This is a genomic window from Burkholderia sp. AU27893, from assembly GCF_002223205.1.
Lineage (GTDB): Bacteria > Pseudomonadota > Gammaproteobacteria > Burkholderiales > Burkholderiaceae > Burkholderia.
The window spans coordinates 771,982-790,779 of the sequence record NZ_NKFD01000004.1; the positions used below are offsets into that span (position 1 = coordinate 771,982).

Genomic DNA, 18,798 nt, shown 5'->3' on the forward strand with positions numbered 1-18,798 from the left:
AATTTCTGCCCAGCCTCGATGTGTTGCAACCGTAACAGGAGATTGCCGGCCCGGAAAATTGACCAGGATCACGGGAAAGCGGGGACGGACTCAAGTTTTTTGCAGGCAAACCGTAATACAGCGTGCTGCGGACCGATTGCCGCGGCACTTTTCACCGCTCACGTCCCGTCATGAACCTGAACGCCCTGTTTTCCCGTTTCTCGATCCGTACGCGGATTTTCTCCACGCTCGGCCTCGTTGCCGCGCTGCTCGTCGTATCGGGGCTGATCGGCCTCGCCGGCATGCAGAGCTCGAACCGCGCGCTCGACGAGGCTTATACGCAGCAACTGGCTGCGAAGACCGCGCTATCGGCGGCCAGCCTGAACCTGACGATCGTGCGCACGACGCTCGACCGCGCGATGCTGCATCCGGAAGCGCCGGAAGTGCCCGATCTCGTCAAGAAGGCCGAGAGCTATCTCGCGAAGGCCGACACCGCCTGGCGCGGCTATGCGTCGATGCCGCACGACGGCGACGAAGGCCCGCTCGCGAGCCGCCTCGACGCCGCACGCCAGGCGCTGATCGGGCAGGCGCTGAAGCCGATGATCGACGCGGTCCGCGACGGCCGTCGCGACGAGGCCGACCGGCTGCTGATGTCGGTTGCGCCGCCGCTGTCGGTCGCGCTCACGCAGGCGACCGATGCGCTCGATGCGTACCAGGTCGCACGCGGCAAGGACGTGTACGACACCGCGCAGACTTATTACGGCTGGATGCGCGCGGGCGCGATCGCCGGTATCGCGTTCGGCCTGGCCGCGTGCCTCGGCTGCGCGATCGGCCTGCATTACGCGATCACCCAGCCGGTGAACCGGCTGCTGTCGCATTTCCGCCGCCTGTCGGAAGGCGACCTGACGTCGGAAGTACGCTGGTCGTCGCGTGACGAGATGGCCGAACTGGTCAAGGGCGTGACCGGCATGCAGCGCAGCCTCGCGGATACGGTCCGCCAGGTCAGCCAGGGTTCCGAAGCGATCTCGACGGCGACGCACCAGATCGCGGCCGGCAACACCGACCTGTCGCAGCGCACCGAGGAACAGGCGTCCGCGCTGCAGGAAACGGCCGCGAGCATGGAACAGCTCACCGCGACCGTGAAGCAGAACGCGGACAATGCGATGCAGGCGCAGGCCTGCGCGGATACCGCGAGCGAGATCGCCACGCGCGGCGCGACGGTGGTCGGCGAAGTGATCGGCACGATGAACGAGATCGACCAGAGCTCGCAGAAGGTCGCCGACATCATCGGGACGATCGAGGGCATCGCGTTCCAGACCAACATCCTCGCGCTGAATGCGGCGGTCGAAGCCGCGCGCGCCGGCGAGCAGGGCCGCGGTTTCGCCGTGGTCGCGGGCGAGGTGCGCACGCTTGCGCAACGCTCGGCGTCGGCAGCGAAGGAAATCCGCACGCTGATCGGCGAATCGGTGGAACGCGTCGCGACCGGCTCGCGGCTCGTCGGCACGGCCGGCGCGACGATGCAGGACATCCAGCAGGCGATCGGCCGCGTGACGGGCATCATGACCGAGATCGCGGCTGCGTCGAACGAGCAGCGCGACGGGATCGAGCAGGTGAACCGCGCGGTGTCGCAGATGGACCAGGTGTCGCAGCAGAACGCGGCGCTCGTCGAGCAGGCCGCGGCCGCGGCCGCGTCGCTGGAAGAGCAGGCCGACGGGCTGCGCCGCGCGGTCGGCGCGTTCCGCGTCGCCTGATCGACGGCGGCCGGCGACGGGCGGGCGCTGGCCCGCCGGCCGTCCGCCCGTTACATCACACGGCCGAGAGTTGCGCGGCCGCGCGCGACGACGCGACGATCAGCAGCTTCATCGTCGCCCGCGTCGCACCGACGAACAGCTTGCGCGCGGCACGCGCGTCGAGCGTGTCGAAGTCGACCTCGGTGAGGATCACGCACGGCGCCGACTGGCCCTTGAAGCGGTAGATCGAATCGAGCAGCACGTCGCCTTCGCGATACTCCGGGTTGCCGAACAGGTCGTACTTGCCGGTAAAGCTCTTGAGCCGGTGCGGGCCGAGCTGGTCGAGCGGCGCGAGCACCGAGCCTTCGCGGCCGCGATACGACAGCACCGCGATGTCCTGCTTGCGGAAGCCGAGCGACAGCGCGTGCGTGATCGCCCGCTTGGTCGCGTCGATGCAGGCGTCGGCCAGCGCGTCTGCCGACGCGCCTTCTTCCCCGTACGACGACACCGACGGATCCGAACCGTCGAACGGGCTGCCCGAGCGCAGCTCGGCCGCCAGCGGCTCGACCCGACCGACGATGTCGCGCACGAATTCGAGCAGATCGCGCGGGCTGCGGTAGTTCGTGAGCGCCTTCAGCGTGACCCAGCCCGGCAGCGCGACGGGCTCGCGCATGTACAGGTTCTGCAGCGGATCTTCCAGCCACCACCACGCGCCTTCCGGCGCCAGCAAGCGTGCCAGGGCGGCCGCCCACGGCGCGTGGAAATCCTGTCCTTCGTCGACGACCAGCACGTCGAAGCGCCAGCGCTCGGGAATCGGCGTTGCCGCGAAGCGTGCCTCGAGCCGTTCGAATTCGCCGGGTACCTGGAAGTCGGGCGTGTAGCCGCCGTCGCGCGCGACCCAGTCGCACAGCTGGTGGTAGTTCGCGATCTTCGCGCCGGGCGGCGCGATGCGTGCGATGTAGTCGGCGAGCGGCCGGTTGAAGCACACGTAGAGCACGCGCTTGCCGGCGGCGACCGCATCGCGCATCGCCTGCACGGCGAGCTGCGTCTTGCCCGAGCCGGCCGTGCCGGTGACGCGCAGCCGGAACGGCGCGAATTCGAGCTGGCGCGCCCACGCGGCGAGCCCGCCCGACAGCCGCGTGACGAGCGTGCCGGCCTGCCCGACGAGCGCGCTCGTGTCGGGCGTGAGCGCGAGCTCGTCCGCAAGGAAGTGGTGCAGTTTCGGCGCGTTCGGGAAGGGTTCGTCGTCTTCCGGCAGGATCTGCAGGATCACCTGCGCGAGCTGCGCCTTGCGCGACGCATCGACGATGCGGTCGGCCGCGACGCCGGCGATCGACGCGTCGCGGATCGAGTAGTCGGGGCAGTACAGGAGCGCCTCGACGCCGTAGACACCCGCGCCGAGCGCGGCCGTCAGGCGCCGATGCAGCGTTTCCTGCGTGCGTGCGAGCTGGATCGGGACATTGCGTTCCTTCTGCAGATAGACCTTCACGAGCCCCTTCGGCGTTTCGCGCAGGAAGCCGGCCTTCTGCTCGATCAGCAGCACCCGGCCGGCCGGGCTCACGACGACGAACGCGGCCTCGCCGAACACCGAGAACGCCTGGTCGGCGCGGGTCCAGTGCACGCCGTGATATACGGTGTAGCTGTCGGGCAGCGCGTGTTCGAGCGCGGCGAGCGTTTCGCGCTCGCGTTCGGCCGCGCCGGTCGCGGCGAGGCTTTTCCAGTCGTCGGGGATGAGGCGGGCCATGGCGTCGGGCGGCGGAAGCCGGCGTGGGCGTGAACGGGTGCGGCTATTGTACTGAGCTATGCACCGGTTCACGACCGCCGTGCCGCGCGCACGTTGGCCGTCAGGAGGAAGAACGGCCCGCGGACGTTACCCGCGGGCGAGCCGTTTCGCGAGATCGGCGCTGAGGATCGCCATGCGCGCGGGCTTTTCGTAGCAGACGACGTCGAACGCGCGGATCACTTCGCTGATGTCGGCCTCGCTCGCGCGGCCGGTGAGCAGGTCGCCGGTCAGCACGAAGATCGGTGCGCCCGGGTTGTCGGACGTGCGCACGGCCTTGATCGCGGTGGCGGCCGTGCTGTCGTCGAACAGCCATTCGGTCAGGACCGCGTCGAACGCCTGGCCCTGCAGCGCGTCGACGAACGGCGCGAGGCCGTCGAATGCGGCGGTCGCGAAACCCTGGCGTTCGAGATAGCGGCACAGCTCGGTCGCGCTGACGCGATCGGGGTCGATCACCGCGACGACGAGCTTGTCGCTCTCCGCGCGGCGCGGATAGATCTCGATCTTGTGCACGTCGTACGCGTTCTGGTACAGCACGCCGGTGTGGCGCAGCACGCGCCAGCGGCCGTTTTGTTCGTACGCGACGAATTCGGGGCGCGCGCCGGCTTCGAGCGGCGCGCCGATCCAGGCGGTGCATGGAATCTCGGCGACGCCCGCGTAAAGGACGGCCTCCTGCGAATAGGCGCCGACCATGCCGGGGTCGAGCGTTTGCGCGCCGAACAGCTGCGCGGCGGGTTCGCCGTACGCTTCGGCGACTTTCTTGATCTGCGCGAGCGTCCAGGGGCTGCTGCCGCGCAGCTTGCGGTGGCCTTGCGAGAAACTCAGGTCGAGGATGCGGCACAGCTCGGTGGTCTGCTGGCGCTTGCCGATGCCGTTGCGGGTCATCAGCTCGCGCACGCGCTCGGCAACCGCGAGGGAATCCGTGGTGATTGCTTCAGTGGTCATGCTACGGGAACGGATCGTGACGTTCAGAACGACGCCTTGCGGCAGTCTCGACGGACAGTCTTCATGACGTCCAGGGGCGAGCCGACCGGCCACGCGCGGAAAAGATAACTTTACCGCAAAATGGTCGTTATTCAGCGTGGCGAAAGGTGCGTTTGTGTGAAAGGTGTGTCACGACGTTACCACCGCCGCCCACATTCGAATGCATTAACGCCTGACAGGAAACAATGACGACAACCTATCCGCTGCATGATTCCCTGACCCTCGCCGACACGCCATTCCCGCCCGACGCCGACGTCGTGATCGCCGGCGCCGGCATCATGGGCTGCGCAGCCGCGTATTACCTGGGCCTGCGCGGCCTGAAGGCCGTCGTGCTCGACAAGTCGCGCATCGCCGGACAGCAGTCGACCCGTGCGTGGGGCTTCGTGCGGCAGCAGGGGCGCGAAGCGGCCGAGGTGCCGCTGATGATGGCCGGCATCAAGATCTGGGAGGGGTTAGAGGAAACCCTCGGTTTCGATCTCGAATGGCGGCAGGGCGGCTGTCTTTATATTGCGGACAACGAAACGGACTGGGCATCGTTCAACGCGTGGCTCGCCGTCGCGCGCGAGCACGGGCTCGATACACGCACGCTGACGCGCGCGCAGATCGACGAGCGCGTCAGCGGCCTTTCGCCGGACGCACGCACGCTCGGCGGGCTGTACACCGCGACCGACGGGCAGGCCGAGCCGCGTCGCGTGGCCGCCGCGTTCGCCGCGCGTGCCGCCGAGGCGGGCGCGCGCTTCTTCGAAGGCTGCGGCGTGACCGCGATCGAGACGGCCGGCGGTGCGGTGGTCGGCGTCGTGACCGAGCGCGGCACGATCCGCACGCGGCGCGTGATCTGCGCCGCCGGCGCGACCAGCTTCCGGCTGCTCGATGGCGTCGGCATCCGGCTCCCGCAACAGGCCGTGCGCGGCACCTGCATGCGCACCAATGTGGTGCCGCCGGTATCGGCGTCGACGGTGTGGGGCCACGGCCTCGGTATCCGGCAGCGCAAGAACGGTGCGATCAATCTTGCCGACGACATGCAGGTCGACGTCGACCTGACGCTCGGCCACCTGCGCGGGTTGAGCCTGTTCTGGCCGGAGTTCTGGTCGCAGCGCGACAAATTCCGGCTGCACGTGAACGGGGCCGCGTGGCGCGATGCGCTGGCACGTATCAACGGGGCGACCGGACCGATCGAGCCGCGCGATCCGCAGCCGCAGCCGAATCGTGCGCATGCGCCGCGGGCGCTTGCGAAACTCAAGGCGATCTTTCCCGCGCTGAAGGACGCGCAGATCGTCGAGGCCTGGGCCGGCCTGATCGACGTGCTGCCCGACGGCATTCCGGTGATCGATGCGCCGGGCACGCCGTCCGGGCTCGCGATCGCGACGGGGTTCTGCGGACACGGTTTCGCGATGGGGCCGATCGTCGGGCGGCTGCTGGCCGAATGGATCGACACGGGGGCGCCGTCGCTCGACCTGTCGGCGTTTCGTGCGCAGCGCTTCGTCGACGGCACGATGGTGCGGCCGCGCAGCATGCTGTAACCGACGCATCGATGCGATGACGTCGGCCGGCCGCGGCCGACCCATCGTAGAATCGAGCCCGCATCCTTCAGGAGATCCCCCGTTGGCTTCGCCCTCCGCCCAGCGCCGCTCGTTGCGCTCACGCCTGCGTCGCGCCCGCAATCCGTGGCAGGCGCCGCGTGCGCGCACGCTGTTCACGCGTCCCGCGACGTCGCCGCGGCGCACGCTGCTGTTCCGTGTCGGCGCGGTCGTGCTGCTGTGCATGCTCGCGTTCCTCGTGCTGTATCTCGATCGCGACGGGTTGCGCGATTCGACCAAGAGCACGCCGATGACCGTCGCCGATCTGGTGTACTTCACGATGGTCACGGTCGCGACGGTCGGCTATGGCGATATCGTGCCGGTCACCGCGCGGGCGCGCCTGATCGATGCGTTCTTCATCGTGCCGATCCGCATCGTCATCTGGTTCATTTTCCTGGGCACGGCGTATCAGTTCGTGATCCAGCGCGTCATCGAGGAATTCCGCATGAAACGCCTGCAGAAGCAGTTGTCCGATCACATCGTCGTCTGCGGTTATGGCCTGTCCGGCTCGATCGCCGTGCGCGAACTGCTCGAGAGCGGCGTCGATCCGGCGACGCTCATCGTGATCGATTCGCAGCAGCAGGCGATCGAGGCCGCGACGTCGCTCGGCGTGGCGGGATTGCTCGGCGATCCCGCGCACGAGGATCTGCTGCAGCAGGCACAGGTGCGCGAAGCGAAGGCCGTGATCATTTCGGTGACCGATGATCCGACCGCGATCCTGCTCACGTTGTCGGTGCGCAGCATCGCGCCCGATACGAAGATCGTCGTGCGGATCCAGGAGAACCTGTACCAGCGGCAACTGCGGCAGGCGGGCGCGGACGTGATCGTGTCGTCGACGAAGATCGGCGCGCTGCTGCTCGCGGACGCCGTGCATAGCCGCTATATCGTGCCGTTCGTGAACGACATGCTGTCGACGCGCGGCCGCGCGACGCTGCTGGAGCGCGAGGCGATGCCGCAGGAGGTCGGCTGCATGACGAACGTGGTGCCGGGCGCGATCGTCGTCGGGCTCGATCGGTGCGGGAAGATTTTTTCGTTCTATGAAGACCCGCCGTGCCGGATCGAGAAAGGGGACACGCTGGTCGTGATCCAGTCTGCGCGGATTCCGGATCCGGATGTTTGATGGCGGGGTGGGACGGTTCGTGTGGCAACACGGCCGACCGGTTGCCGCTGATGCAATGAGGCGGCGCCGGTCCGGCGCACGCGAGGGATCGGCTCGTGTGAAGCGGGATGCAAAACCAGAATAAAACGGGGTAATGAAAAGAATGATCGAGAGAGAAAGCGGGGCGACAAGGAACCCGCATGACGCCGATGGGCTGCACGCGTTTTCGAAGGGGCGCATGAGCCGGTCGGCTCGACGCGCCGTCAAGGCGGGTATAGGGCTGGCGGTGCTGGTCGCCATGGCCGCCTGCGACCAGGTCGGCATCACGGTGCCCGACGACATCAAGCCGGCTGTCGACACGTACAAGCTTTCCGGCATGTCCGTTTCCGACCTGACGAAGACCGACATCCGGCGGGCGCTGGTTCAACTCAGCCGGGAGGCTTGCAATCGGGACGCGATGGGCCGAATGGCCGCGCAGATCGACGCGCTCGGCTACCGTCGCGAAAGCGCGACCGCGCTGATCGGGTTCGTCGATCGATGCGGGCGCGCGGACGGTTTCCTGAGTGCCGCCGCGAACGACCTGATGGCCGTGAGCGATTTCAAGGGCGCCGTGGCGGTTTCCGACCGGCTGATCGCGAACAACCCGTCGGAGCCGCAGTATTACTTCGATCGCGGGCGCGCAAACGAAGGCTGGCAGCGCGACGATGCGGCGTTGTCGGACTACATGCAGGCGCTGGCGTTGTCGACGAACCTGGCGACAGTCACCAGCAACCTGTTCATCCGGATCGCCGACCTGCATGCGAAGGCCGGCCGCTACTGCGATTCGGTCAGTGCGATCCGGATGTGGGTGTCGGCCGATCCGGAGCGTGCGAACAACATGCAGGCGAAGGGGATGATCGCGCAGTACGCGTCGCATGCGAGTTGCCCGTCGACGTATGCGGCCGGACAGGAGAGTTTTGCCAGGCAATCGGGCAATACGATTCGCGTGAAGGCGAAGGTCAACGGCATCGAGGGTGTGTTCATCGTCGACACGGGCGCGAGCTATGTTTCGCTAAGCGAAGCGTTTGCCCGGCGCGCGCAGGTTCCGACGGAGCAAGCCAAGCGGATTCGTCTGCAGACAGCCAATGGTGCCCGTGACGGACTGCTGGCCCAGGCCCACGCGGTCAAGGTCGGTGCGGTCGAAGCGTCGGACGTGCCGGTATCGGTCGATGCGGGCGGCAAGTCGCCATACGGTGACGGCATCGACGACTTGCTCGGCCAGTCTTTCCTGTCCCGTTTCGAGGTGTCGTTCACGCCGACGCGTTGGTCGATCAGCCAGCGCTCCTGACCGGAGCGTGGCGTGAGTGAACCTCCTGCGTGAAGACTGGGCGGGCATCCGCAAGATCGGCCTGGAAGGGCCGGTTACGTGTGCATCCGTCGACATCGCTGCGATCTTTGTGCGCGCGCTGAATCGACCGGTGCGTCCGGTGGCGCTCGAGCCATCGTGCAACTCGCGTTCGCCCGACAGCACGTGACATCGTCCGCAATCATGGCGCGGGTGACGTCTCGCGATGCGTGCCGGACGAAATCGGGCGTCACGTGCGTTTCGTTTATCCCCGGCCGACGAACGGCATGGCCGTCGCCATGATCGTCATGTTCAGGATGTTCGTGTCCAGCGGCAGGTTCGCCATCTGGACGATCGCGTTCGCGACATGCGTGACGTCCATGCGCGCCTCGGGCGCGAGGCTGCCGTTGGCCTGCGGGACGCCTTGTGTCATCCGTTCCGTGAGCGACGTCGCGGCGTTGCCGATGTCGATCTGGCTGCACGCGATGTTGTACCGGCGGCCGTCGAGCGCCAGCGACTTGGTGATCCCGGTCACCGCATGCTTGGTGGCCGTGTACGCGATCGTGTCGGGGCGCGGCGCATGGGCCGAGATCGAGCCGTTGTTGATGATCCGGCCGCCCTGCGGCGTTTGCGCTTTCATCAGGCGCCACGCGGCCCGTGCACACAGGAAGACGCCGGTCAGGTTGGTCGCGACGACGCTGTTCCACACGTCGAGTTCGTATTCGTCGAGGGAAACCGGCGGCGCGTTGCGGCCGGCATTGTTGAACAGCACGTCGAGCCGGCCGAACTGCTGCGCGATCCGGGCGAACGCGTGGTCGACCGCCGCTTCGTCGGTGACGTCCGCAGGAAACACGTGCGCGTCGCCACCGGCGGTGCGGATCGCGTCCTGGGTGTCGCGCAACGATTCCTCGGTGCGTCCGAGCAGCGCGACGGTGAAACCGGCCTGGGCGAGCGCGATGGCCGCCGCGCGACCGATGCCGGAGCCGGCGCCGGTGACGGCTGCGAATTTCTTCGAGACAGACATGGCTTGATTTCCTGCGGGTTGAAAGAGGGGCGAGGTGGCCGACGATCGCGATCATCGCCATCTCGGCAATGTAGTCGAAATGCGCGGCGCACATGTTCAAACGACATCGTCAGGCACGCGCGATGGCGTGATGACCTCGGCTACTTCTTGCGCCCAGGTATGGCCTTCCGCGCCCGCGTGCCCGTCTCCGCGAACAGATCGACCACCACGTCGCGCAGCCACGTGTTCCCTTCGTCCTGATTGACCCGCGTATGCCAGAGCATGTGAATCGGCGCGCCCGGCAGCGTGACGGGCAACGCGCGCCAGCCGAGCGAGAACGGTGCGGCAAGCTGCTGCGCGAGATGCTCGGGCACCGTCGCGATCAGGTCGGTGCGCTGCAGGATGTAGCCGACGCTCATGAAGTGCGGCACCGTGAGCCGCACCTGGCGCGCCACGCGGCGGCGCTTCAGCCATTCGTCCACCTGCCCGTGACCGGTGCCGGCCGACACCACGACCAGGTGCTCGGCATTGCGCCATGCGTCGACCGTCAGCGGCGCGTCCTCGAGCGGATGCCCGCGCCGGAACAGGCACACATAGCGCTGATCGAACAGCCGGCGCTGATAGAAGCCGCCCTTGAGCTGCGGCAGCAGGCCGATCGCGAGATCGACGCGGCCGTCGGCCATTGCGTCGCCGAGGTTGACGCTCGTGTCGCGCACGGTATTGAGCGCGAGGCCCGGCGCCGTTTGCGACAGGTGTTCGAGCAGCGCGGGCAGGAACACGACCTCGCCGATATCGGTCATGCCGATCGTCAGCGTGCGCGTGGCGCGCTGCGGATCGAAACCGGTCTCGGGGTTGAGCGCGGCGTGCAGCGTCGCGAGCGCGTGCGACACGGGTTCCGCGAGGCGCAGTGCGAACGGCGTCGGCACCACGCCGCCGGGCCCGCGCACGAACAGCGGATCGCCGAGCCGGCGGCGCAGCTTCGCGAGCGCATTGCTCACGCCCGGCTGGCTCATGTTCATCTGCTCGGCGACGCTCGACACGCGCCGTTCCTGCATCAGCCGCTGGAAAAGCAGCAGCAGGTTGAGGTCGATATCGCTCAGTTCCATGGGTGTGGCCTCGCCGGGTTCATTGCATCCAGTGATGAAGCAGATTCCGGTCATTTTATTGCGGGATGAAAGTCCGCTCCCGAGAATACCGATACGGCCCATGCATTCGACATGACCGCTGCGCATGCCGCAGACCCCACATCGGAACATCGGAGACACCTTCATCATGCAGACGAACCTGAAGATTGCGATCGTCGGCGCCGGGATCGGCGGCCTGACGCTCGCGCTTGCGCTGCGCGAGCACGGCATCGACGCGCAGCTCTACGAACAGACGGAGGTGTTGCGCGAAGTCGGCGCGGCCGTCGCGCTGTCGGCCAATGCGACGCGCTTCTACGAACGGATGGGATTGCGGGCGGCCTTCGATGCGGTGTGCGCGGACATCCCGGGGCTCGTCTATCGCGACGGCCGCAGCGGCGCGGTGATCGGCCATCATCGCGGCGACCCCGACTATCACCGGCAATTCGGCGGCGCGTACTGGGGCGTGCATCGCGCGGATCTTCAGGCCGTGCTGTCGCAGGCGGTCGGCCTCGAGTCCATCCATCTCGGCCATCGGCTGACCGATCTCGCGCAGCATCCCGATCGCGTCACGCTGTCGTTCGACAACGGTGTGCGCGTCGACGCCGATCTCGTGATCGGCGCGGACGGTGCGCGCTCGATCACGCGGCGCTGGATGCTCGGCTACGACGATGCGCTGTATTCGGGGTGTTCGGGGTTTCGCGGCGTGGTGCCGGCTGCGCGGCTGAGTCTGTTGCCCGATCCCGAAACGCTGCAGTACTGGATCGGGCCGCACGGGCACCTGCTGCACTATCCGATCGGCGACGACGGCGACCAGAATTTCCTGCTGGTCGAGCGTCATCCGTCACCGTGGCCGTCGCGCGACTGGGTGATGCCGTCGGAAGAGGGCGAGCAGCTGCGCGTGTTCAGGGACTGGCATCCGGCGGTGGTGCAGATGATCACCGCCGTGCCGATCAGCCAGCGCTGGGGGCTGTTCCACCGGCCGCCGCTCGGCCGCTGGAGCCGCGGGCGCGTGACGCTGATCGGCGACGCCGCGCATGCGCTGGTGCCGCACCACGGGCAGGGCGCGAACCAGTCGATCGAGGATGCGGTGGTGCTGGCCGCGCAACTGGCGCAGGCCGGGCCGGGCAACTGGCGCGAAGCGCAGGAAGCGTATGAGCGGCTGCGTCGCGGCCGCACGCGCAAGGTGCAGTACGCGTCGATCTCCGTGGCCGATGTACTGCATCTGCCGGACGGGCCGGCCGCGCAGGCGCGCAATGCGCGTCTGGCCGAGCGCGACAGCGTGCTGCATCACCTGGACTGGATTCACGATTTCGATGCGCTGGCGCAGGAGCCGAGCGAGCGGCAGGGCGGCACGTGGCTTTGAGCCTGCCGTCTGGATCAGGGGCGCGGTGGCCCGCGTCACGCGTGCGCCCTCAGGCGCGACAGGCTCGCCGGGATTGCATGCGCCGGGCATGACAGGGGGCGACGGCCTGCGGGCCGCCGGTCACCGGCCAGCCTGACGAAAACGGGCGGCGCAACGCCCGCCCGCCGTCACTTCACGCATTCGAGCGCGTACTTCAACCCCTGCCCGAGCAGCCCGCGCCATACGTCCCACGTATGCCCGCCGTCGACGATGCGCAACTCGGCCGGGTTTTGCGCACGGCGCAGCTGCGTATACAGCACGCTCGATTCGGCCTGGATGGTCAGGTCGTCGTCGCCGGCCGCGATGAACATCGGGATCCGCCAGCTGCGCGCGAAGTAGCCGCGCATCAGCGCCGGGTAGTTGAGCTCGTGCCATACGCGCGGGTCGAACACGCGGTCGCCGAACACGCCGACGTAGCGCGCGGCGGAATTGAGCGGCGGCTCGTTCGCGTAGATCGCGGGGCTCAGCAGCATCGCGCCGCAGAACAGGCCGGGTTCGAGCAGCGAGAAACGCAGCGCGCCGAAGCCGCCCATCGACACGCCGCCGATCGCGCGGCCCGCGCGCTGGTTCGACACCGCGAAGTGCGCTTCGACCTCGGGCAGCAGGTCGTTGAGGAACGCGCTCTGCATCTTCTCCTTGCGGTCGACGTACCAGTCGGTGCCGCCCTGCGGCATCACGATCACGACCGGCGGGATCTCGCGGCGCTCGATCAGCGTGTCGGCGGTGGCCTGTAGCCGGCCCTGCGTGACCCAGTCGTTCGCGTTGCCAGCGTTGCCGTGCAGCAGGTACATCACGGGGTAGCGCGCGCCTTCCGGGTTGTAGCCGGGCGGCAGGTAGACCGTGTACGACCAGTCGCGCTTCAGCGACGCCGACCGGAACGTGCGCAGCACGACGCTGCTGCCCGGATTGAGCGCGCTCTCCTGGGCGGCCGACGGGGTCGTCGCGGTCTGGACGGCCGGCGGCGGCGCGGCGGGCAAGGCCGCCGGCGCGGGCGGCGTGGCGCGGGCCGTGGCGATGGAGCCGGCGATCAGGGCGAGGGCGAACGGAAGGGCGAGTCGGCGCATGTCGAATCGTTTCAGGAGAGGCGCCGGCTATCGTAGCAGCGGCGCATGACGGCGCGGCGCATCATCGCCGCGAACGGAACGGCAGCCGCGCGACGAGCGGCCCGTAGAGTTTGGCGACGAGATACAGCAGGCCCATTGCAACGACGTCGGCAATCAGGCCGAGCTTCACGTCGAGATAGCCTTCGGTCGCCTGGTAGAGCACCGAATCGACCGCGAGCGAGATGGCGGTGCCCGCGACGAAGCACAGCAGCCCCTGCCGGCCGATCGTGCCGATCCACGGCATCGCGTGCGCGACCTTCTTCATCCAGCCGAGGTGCACGAGCTTGGCCGCGAGCCACGCGATCGCGAGGAAGTTCGCGAGCCGCAGTGCGCCGAGGTTCTGCTTGATCGACGGATCGGTCGGGAACGGCTCGATGCGCAGCCGGTAGTACGCGCCGGCCGCGACGATCGCGAGCGCCGCGGCCGTCAGCAGCCAGCCCTGCGGCTTCGGCGCGAGCGTCTGGTAGACGGGCTGGCAGCGCGCGATCACGCCGAGCACGAACAGGAACTGCCATGCGAACGGATTGAAGTCCCACGGCGCGCCTTCGACGGTCGGCAAGAAGCGCGCGACGTGCGGCGCGGCATACCACAGCGACCCGCTGAACGCGAGCAGCAGCCACGGCTGCGTGCGCGCGAGCGGCAGCGTGAGCGGGACGAGCAGCGCGAAGAACGCGTACATCGGCAGCACCGACGCGAGGTACGGCTGGCGGCGGAACAGCAGGATGTCGCGCAGCGCGGCGAGCGGCTTGTGGAGCAGGCCGTCGAGGTCGTTGGTCGGCATGTTCGGGCCGTCGATCGCGAACGCGTTCAGCGCGGCCGTGATCAGCAGCATCAGGCCGGCCGTCACGAGGAACGCACGGTAGATCTCGAATGCGCGCCGGATGAAGCGCTGGCGTGCGGCGGCCTCGTCGTGCCGTTCGGCGAGCGAGTTGTACGCGATCGCGGTGGCGAAGCCGCCGAGGAACACGAAGACCTCGGCCGCGTCGCACAGCGCGTACGCGTGCAGCGTCACGCGCGACAGGATGCTGCCGCCGATGTGGTCGACGACGATGACGAGCAGCACGAGGCCGCGGAAGAAATCGAGCTCGGCGTAGCGGCCGGCCCGGGCCGGTGCGGTCATCGGACCGCCTCCCGGCGCGGGCCGCGGGCGCGGCCGGCACGCGCCGCGCATGAATCGGGGGGAAGCATGACTTCGTGAAGAAATGACGAACGGATGCGCATTGTGCCACCGATGCGGTGCACATCGGGTTTACGCGAATGGTCGGCCGTCGTGCTGCTGCCGATAAGCCGGGTCAGGCAGTCCACGCAACGGGGCAGTTGGACGAGCGCAACGGTTTGCGCAGGGTTCATCTACCCCGATGGACGGACGGTTTGCGACGTGACACCATTTTGACCTCACGCGGCCGCACACCGCGTCGTCCGCCCTGCGGGCCACACCTAAAACAGACCAAACATTCGCCGGGCACTCGACCCTGCCCGGCCCCCGGCTCCGGAGAACCGTCATGAAGAAGCACATCATTTTTACCGCCGCGCTAGCCGCTTTCGCCGCGCCGGTCTTCGCCCAGAACAGTGTGACGCTGTACGGTGTGATCGATGAAGGCTTCAATTACACGAACAACGTCAACGTCAATGGGGTCGGAAAAACGAATTACCAGCTGGCGAGCGGCTATGCGCAGGGCAGCCGCTGGGGCCTGAAGGGCAGCGAGGATCTCGGCGGCGGGCTGAAGGCGATCTTCACGCTGGAAAACGGCTTTGACGTGAACAACGGCCGGCTCGGCCAGGGCGGCCGCATGTTCGGCCGCCAGGCGTTCGTCGGGCTGAGCGCGCCGCGCTTCGGCACGCTGACCTTCGGCCGTCAGTACGATTCTGTCGTCGACTATCTCGCGCCGCTCACGGCGAACGGCAACTGGGGCGGCACGCTGTTCTCGCACCCGTTCGACAACGACAACACGGACAATTCGTTCCGCGTCAACAACACGGTCAAGTATGCGAGCGCCGACTGGAACGGCCTGACGTTCGGCGGCACGTACAGCTTCAGCAACAGCACCGGCTTCTCGAACAACCGTCAGTACAGCCTCGGCGCGCAGTATTCGCTGGCCGGGCTGCAGGTGGCGGCGGCGTACCTGCAGGCGAACAACCCGGGTATCGGCAGCGCGGGCGCGATCTCGGCGGATGACGCCAACTTCGTCGCCGACCGCCTGCGGATCTTCGGCGGCGGCGTCAACTACACGTTCGGCCCGGCCACGCTCGGCTTCGTCTACACGAAGACGGACGTGAAGAACCCGGTGTCGACCGTCTACCTGCCGGCGTCGACGTTCGCCGGCCTCGGGCTGACCGCGACGAAGTTCCAGAACTTCGAGATCAACGGCAAGTACCAGCTCACGCCCGATTTCTATCTCGGTGCGCAGTACGTGTATACGGACGGCAAGTACGATGCCGCGGCCGGAACATTCAAGCCGAAATACCACACGGTCGGCCTGATGGCCGACTACAGCCTGTCGAAGCGCACCGATGTGTACCTGCAGGGCGCATGGCAGAAGGTGGGCGGCGACAAGACCGGCACGGCGGCCGACGGCGGCTACGTGGTCGGCACGGACGGCCCGTCGGCGTCGTCGAACCAGTTCGCGGTGCGCGCTGCGATCCGCCACAAGTTCTGATCGGGTGGGCGGGCAGTGCCGAGGCCGAGCGCCTCGGCGCCCGCTGCCGTCAGTCTGCCCGCGGGTTGCTCCCGAGCGTATCCGCGAGCCAGTCGACGAAGATCCGCACGCGCGGCGCGAGATGCCGGCCGGTCGGAAACACCACCGACACGGGCAGCGGCCTGGCATTCCATTCCGGCAGTACCTCCACCAGCGAGCCGTCGGCGAGCAGCGGCCCGAGCCCTTCGCGCGGCGCCTGGATCAGCCCGAGGCCCGCGAGACAGCACGCGAGATACGCCTGCGAGCTGTTGACCGACACGACGCTGCGCATCTTGACCGCGTGCAGCTCGCCCGAATCCATATCCGCATATTCCCAGTCCAGCTCGCGGCCCGTGCGGCTCGAGAAATAGCCGACCGCGACGTGGTCCGGCAGCTCGTCCGGCGAGCGCGGCATGCCGTGCCGCTCGAGATACGCGGGCGCCGCGCAGTTGATCTGCGCCAGTTCGCCGATGCGCCGTGCGACGAGCGACGTATCGGACATCGCGCCGACCCGTACCGCGCAGTCGATGCCGTCGGCGACGAGATCGACGAAGCGGTCGGTCGTGCCGATCACGACGCGCAGGTCGGGGTAGCGCGCGTGGAAACCCGGCAGCGCCGGAATCACCTGGTTCAGCGCGAAACGTTCGGGCAGGTCGACGCGGATCGCGCCGCGCGGCGTCGTGCCGGCGTCCTCGAACAGCGTTTCCGCGTCGTCCAGATCGGCCAGCAGCCGCATGCAGCGCTCGTAGTAGGTCGCGCCTTCGGCCGTCAGCGCGACGCGCCGCGTCGTGCGCTGCAGCAGGCGGACCTTCAGGTGCTTTTCCAGATACTGGACGGCGTTGCTGACCGTCGGGCGCGGCAGGTGCAGCTGTTCGGCCGCGTTCGTGAAGCTGCCGAGATGGGCGACGCGCGCGAAGATGCGCATTGCTTGCAGATGATCCATGCGGAGCGGGTGCGTGGGTGGAGAGCAGGCTCCATTGTTAATCAGCGTCGAATGGTTTGGTTGAGTGTTTCGCGTTTATCGCGCGCCGCGATGCGCCCAGAATCCGGCCTGTTCATTCATCACTCGAGGAAACGGATATGGAAACGCGTGAACTGGGCCGGACCGGCCCGCGGGTGTCGGCAATTGCGCTCGGCTGCATGGGGATGTCGGACTTCTACGGCCCGGCCGACCGCGACGAAAGCATCGCGACGCTGCACGCGGCGCTCGACCACGGCATCACGATGCTCGACACCGGCGATTTCTACGGGATGGGCGACAACGAGATGCTGATCCGCGACGCGCTGCGCGGCCGGGCACGCGACCAGGTGCTGATCAGCGTGAAGTTCGGTGCGCTGCGCGATCCGGCCGGCGGGTTTGCCGGCTACGACGCGCGGCCGGTGGCGATCCGCAACTTCGTCGCGTACTCGCTGAAACGGCTCGGCACCGACTACATCGACATCTATCGGCCGGCGCGCGTCGATCCGGCCGTGCCGATCGAGGAGACGATCGGTGCGATCGCCGATCTCGTGAAGGCCGGGTACGTGCGCCACATCGGCCTGTCGGAAGCCGGCGTCGACACGATCCGCCGCGCGGCCGCCGTCGCGCCGATCTCCGACCTGCAGATCGAGTATTCGCTGCTGTCGCGCGGCATCGAGGCCGGGATCCTGCCCGCGTGCCGCGCACTCGGGATCGGCGTGACGGCCTACGGCGTGTTGTCGCGCGGGCTGCTGGGCGGGCGCTGGAGCACCGCGCGGGAAGGCGAGCGCGATTTCCGCGCGGCGAGCCCGCGCTTCCAGGGCGAGAACCTCGCGCACAACCTCGCGCTCGTCGACGCGCTGCGTGCAGTCGCCGACGAGAAGGGCAGCAATCCGGCGCAGGTCGCGATCGCGTGGGTGCTGTCGCGCGGCGGCGATATCGTGCCGCTGATCGGCGCGCGCAAGCGCACGCAGCTTCAGGATGCGTTGCAGGCGTCTGAAATGCAACTAACGGTCAATGACATCGCTCGCATTGAAGCGGCGGTTCCCGCCGGGGCGGCTGCCGGCGAGCGTTATCCGGCCGCACAGATGGCGCACCTCGACAGCGAGCAGGGACAGGGGGCCTCTCACGGGGACTGATCGGCGCGGCTCGAATCTGGGGGCTGGGGCTGGGGCTGGGCCCATCGCCATAACCGCGCCGCCGCCCCATCCGGCAAGCCCTAGCCAGCCTCAGGCAAAACCAGATGGCGAGCGGCGCGATCGGGGTTCACCATCGGCGCCGTACTCAACCGGACGGAATGCCTTTCATGCAAGTTCATACGCTGACGATCATCGCGGTGGTCTTCCTGCTGGCCGGCGCGGTCAAGGGGATGATCGGGCTCGGGCTGCCGACGATCGCGATGGGGCTGCTGACGCTCGCGATGCCGCCGTCGGCCGCCGCGAGCCTGCTGCTCGTGCCGTCGTTCGTCACCAACGTGTGGCAGTTGTGGCTCGGCCCGTCGTTCGGGCCGTTGCTGCGCCGGCTGTGGCCGCTGCTCGCCGGCCTGACGATCGGCACGCTGACAGGCGGGCTGCCTGCGCTCGCGGCCGGCAGCACCTGGACGCATGCGGCGCTCGGCATGGTGCTGATCCTCTACGGGCTGTGGGGGCTGGCCGCCGCGCGGCTGCCCGCGCCGGGTCGCCATGAAACATGGCTGTCGGCCGTGGTCGGCTACCTGACGGGTGTCGTGACGGCCGCGACCGGCGTGTTCGTCGTGCCGGCCGTGCCGTACCTGCAGGCGCTGCGGCTGTCGAAGGACGACCTGATCCAGGCGCTCGGGCTGTCGTTTACCGCATCGACGATCGTGCTCGGCCTGCAGTTGCGTGTGACGGGCACACTGGAGACGGTCGATCTCGGCGTGTCGGCGCTCGCACTCGTGCCGGCGCTGGCGGGCATGGCCGGCGGGCAATATGCACGGCGTGTGATGAGCGAGAAGGCGTTCAAGCGCTGCTTCTTCGTCGGGCTGATCGCGCTCGGCGCATACATGGCGGCTTCGGGGTGGCTGTAAGTGGGCCTCGCTG

Annotated in this window: 16 protein-coding genes; 9 read left to right on the top strand and 7 right to left on the bottom strand. The window is 68.1% G+C overall.

What is annotated here, in order from left to right:
- The first annotated feature begins 170 nt into the window (after positions 1-170).
- Positions 171-1,730 (top strand): methyl-accepting chemotaxis protein, encoded by a 1,560-nt coding sequence (locus CFB47_RS23405; RefSeq protein WP_089427209.1) that lies wholly within the window; start codon positions 171-173, stop codon positions 1,728-1,730.
- 55 nt (positions 1,731-1,785) lie between these two features.
- Here the strand turns inward: CFB47_RS23405 and CFB47_RS23410 are convergent, their stop codons facing one another.
- A complete protein-coding gene (locus CFB47_RS23410; RefSeq protein WP_089462426.1) occupies positions 1,786-3,453 on the bottom strand; it encodes an ATP-dependent helicase in 1,668 nt (555 codons plus the stop codon).
- 126 nt (positions 3,454-3,579) lie between these two features.
- Complete coding sequence (locus CFB47_RS23415) at positions 3,580-4,434, bottom strand: helix-turn-helix domain-containing protein (protein WP_006485970.1); 855 nt, start codon at positions 4,432-4,434, stop codon at positions 3,580-3,582.
- 224 nt (positions 4,435-4,658) lie between these two features.
- Between CFB47_RS23415 and CFB47_RS23420 the strand changes: the two genes are divergently transcribed.
- The 4 genes from CFB47_RS23420 (at position 4,659) to CFB47_RS41270 (ending at position 8,663) form a co-directional block, all read left to right on the top strand.
- Complete coding sequence (locus tag CFB47_RS23420; protein WP_089458463.1) at positions 4,659-5,993, top strand: FAD-binding oxidoreductase; 1,335 nt, start codon at positions 4,659-4,661, stop codon at positions 5,991-5,993.
- An 82-nt stretch (positions 5,994-6,075) separates the two neighbouring features.
- A complete protein-coding gene (locus CFB47_RS23425) occupies positions 6,076-7,170 on the top strand; it encodes a TrkA family potassium uptake protein (RefSeq protein ID WP_089442183.1) in 1,095 nt (364 codons plus the stop codon).
- A gap of 217 nt (positions 7,171-7,387) precedes the next feature.
- Positions 7,388-8,476, top strand: a complete 1,089-nt coding sequence (locus CFB47_RS23430; protein ID WP_179258968.1) for a retropepsin-like aspartic protease — start codon at positions 7,388-7,390, stop codon at positions 8,474-8,476.
- Positions 8,477-8,492: 16 nt separating this feature from the next.
- Positions 8,493-8,663, top strand: coding sequence for a hypothetical protein (locus CFB47_RS41270; RefSeq protein ID WP_179258969.1), 171 nt, complete (start codon positions 8,493-8,495; stop codon positions 8,661-8,663).
- A 75-nt stretch (positions 8,664-8,738) separates the two neighbouring features.
- On the opposite strand, the gene CFB47_RS23435 is transcribed toward CFB47_RS41270, so the two are convergent.
- Complete coding sequence (locus CFB47_RS23435; protein ID WP_089462428.1) at positions 8,739-9,497, bottom strand: SDR family oxidoreductase; 759 nt, start codon at positions 9,495-9,497, stop codon at positions 8,739-8,741.
- A gap of 140 nt (positions 9,498-9,637) precedes the next feature.
- Positions 9,638-10,582, bottom strand: a complete 945-nt coding sequence (locus CFB47_RS23440; RefSeq protein WP_089462429.1) for a LysR family transcriptional regulator — start codon at positions 10,580-10,582, stop codon at positions 9,638-9,640.
- A gap of 166 nt (positions 10,583-10,748) precedes the next feature.
- Here CFB47_RS23440 and CFB47_RS23445 point away from each other — a divergent pair, with 166 nt between their 5' ends.
- Entirely contained in the window at positions 10,749-11,963 is a 1,215-nt protein-coding gene (locus tag CFB47_RS23445) for an FAD-dependent monooxygenase (protein WP_089463521.1), read from the top strand.
- A gap of 167 nt (positions 11,964-12,130) precedes the next feature.
- Here the strand turns inward: CFB47_RS23445 and CFB47_RS23450 are convergent, their stop codons facing one another.
- On the bottom strand, positions 12,131-13,066 hold the full coding sequence (locus tag CFB47_RS23450; protein WP_089462430.1) for an esterase family protein: 936 nt from the start codon (positions 13,064-13,066) through the stop codon (positions 12,131-12,133).
- A gap of 61 nt (positions 13,067-13,127) precedes the next feature.
- Positions 13,128-14,225 carry an OpgC domain-containing protein gene (locus tag CFB47_RS23455; RefSeq protein ID WP_046548090.1) on the bottom strand — a complete coding sequence of 366 codons (1,098 nt, stop codon included), beginning with the start codon at positions 14,223-14,225 and terminating at the stop codon, positions 13,128-13,130.
- Positions 14,226-14,607: 382 nt separating this feature from the next.
- Here CFB47_RS23455 and CFB47_RS23460 point away from each other — a divergent pair, with 382 nt between their 5' ends.
- The gene (locus tag CFB47_RS23460; protein WP_089458455.1) at positions 14,608-15,762 is read left to right on the top strand and encodes a porin; all 1,155 of its coding nucleotides are present in this window, start codon (positions 14,608-14,610) and stop codon (positions 15,760-15,762) included.
- 49 nt (positions 15,763-15,811) lie between these two features.
- Here CFB47_RS23460 and CFB47_RS23465 read toward each other — a convergent pair whose 3' ends face one another.
- A complete protein-coding gene (locus tag CFB47_RS23465; protein ID WP_089462431.1) occupies positions 15,812-16,723 on the bottom strand; it encodes a LysR family transcriptional regulator in 912 nt (303 codons plus the stop codon).
- A gap of 137 nt (positions 16,724-16,860) precedes the next feature.
- Between CFB47_RS23465 and CFB47_RS23470 the strand changes: the two genes are divergently transcribed.
- Both CFB47_RS23470 and CFB47_RS23475 read left to right on the top strand, forming a co-directional pair.
- Complete coding sequence (locus CFB47_RS23470; RefSeq protein ID WP_089458453.1) at positions 16,861-17,877, top strand: aldo/keto reductase; 1,017 nt, start codon at positions 16,861-16,863, stop codon at positions 17,875-17,877.
- A gap of 167 nt (positions 17,878-18,044) precedes the next feature.
- Positions 18,045-18,785: a sulfite exporter TauE/SafE family protein gene (locus tag CFB47_RS23475; RefSeq protein ID WP_179258970.1), complete on the top strand. Its 741-nt coding sequence runs from the start codon at positions 18,045-18,047 to the stop codon at positions 18,783-18,785.
- The last annotated feature ends 13 nt before the right edge of the window (positions 18,786-18,798 follow it).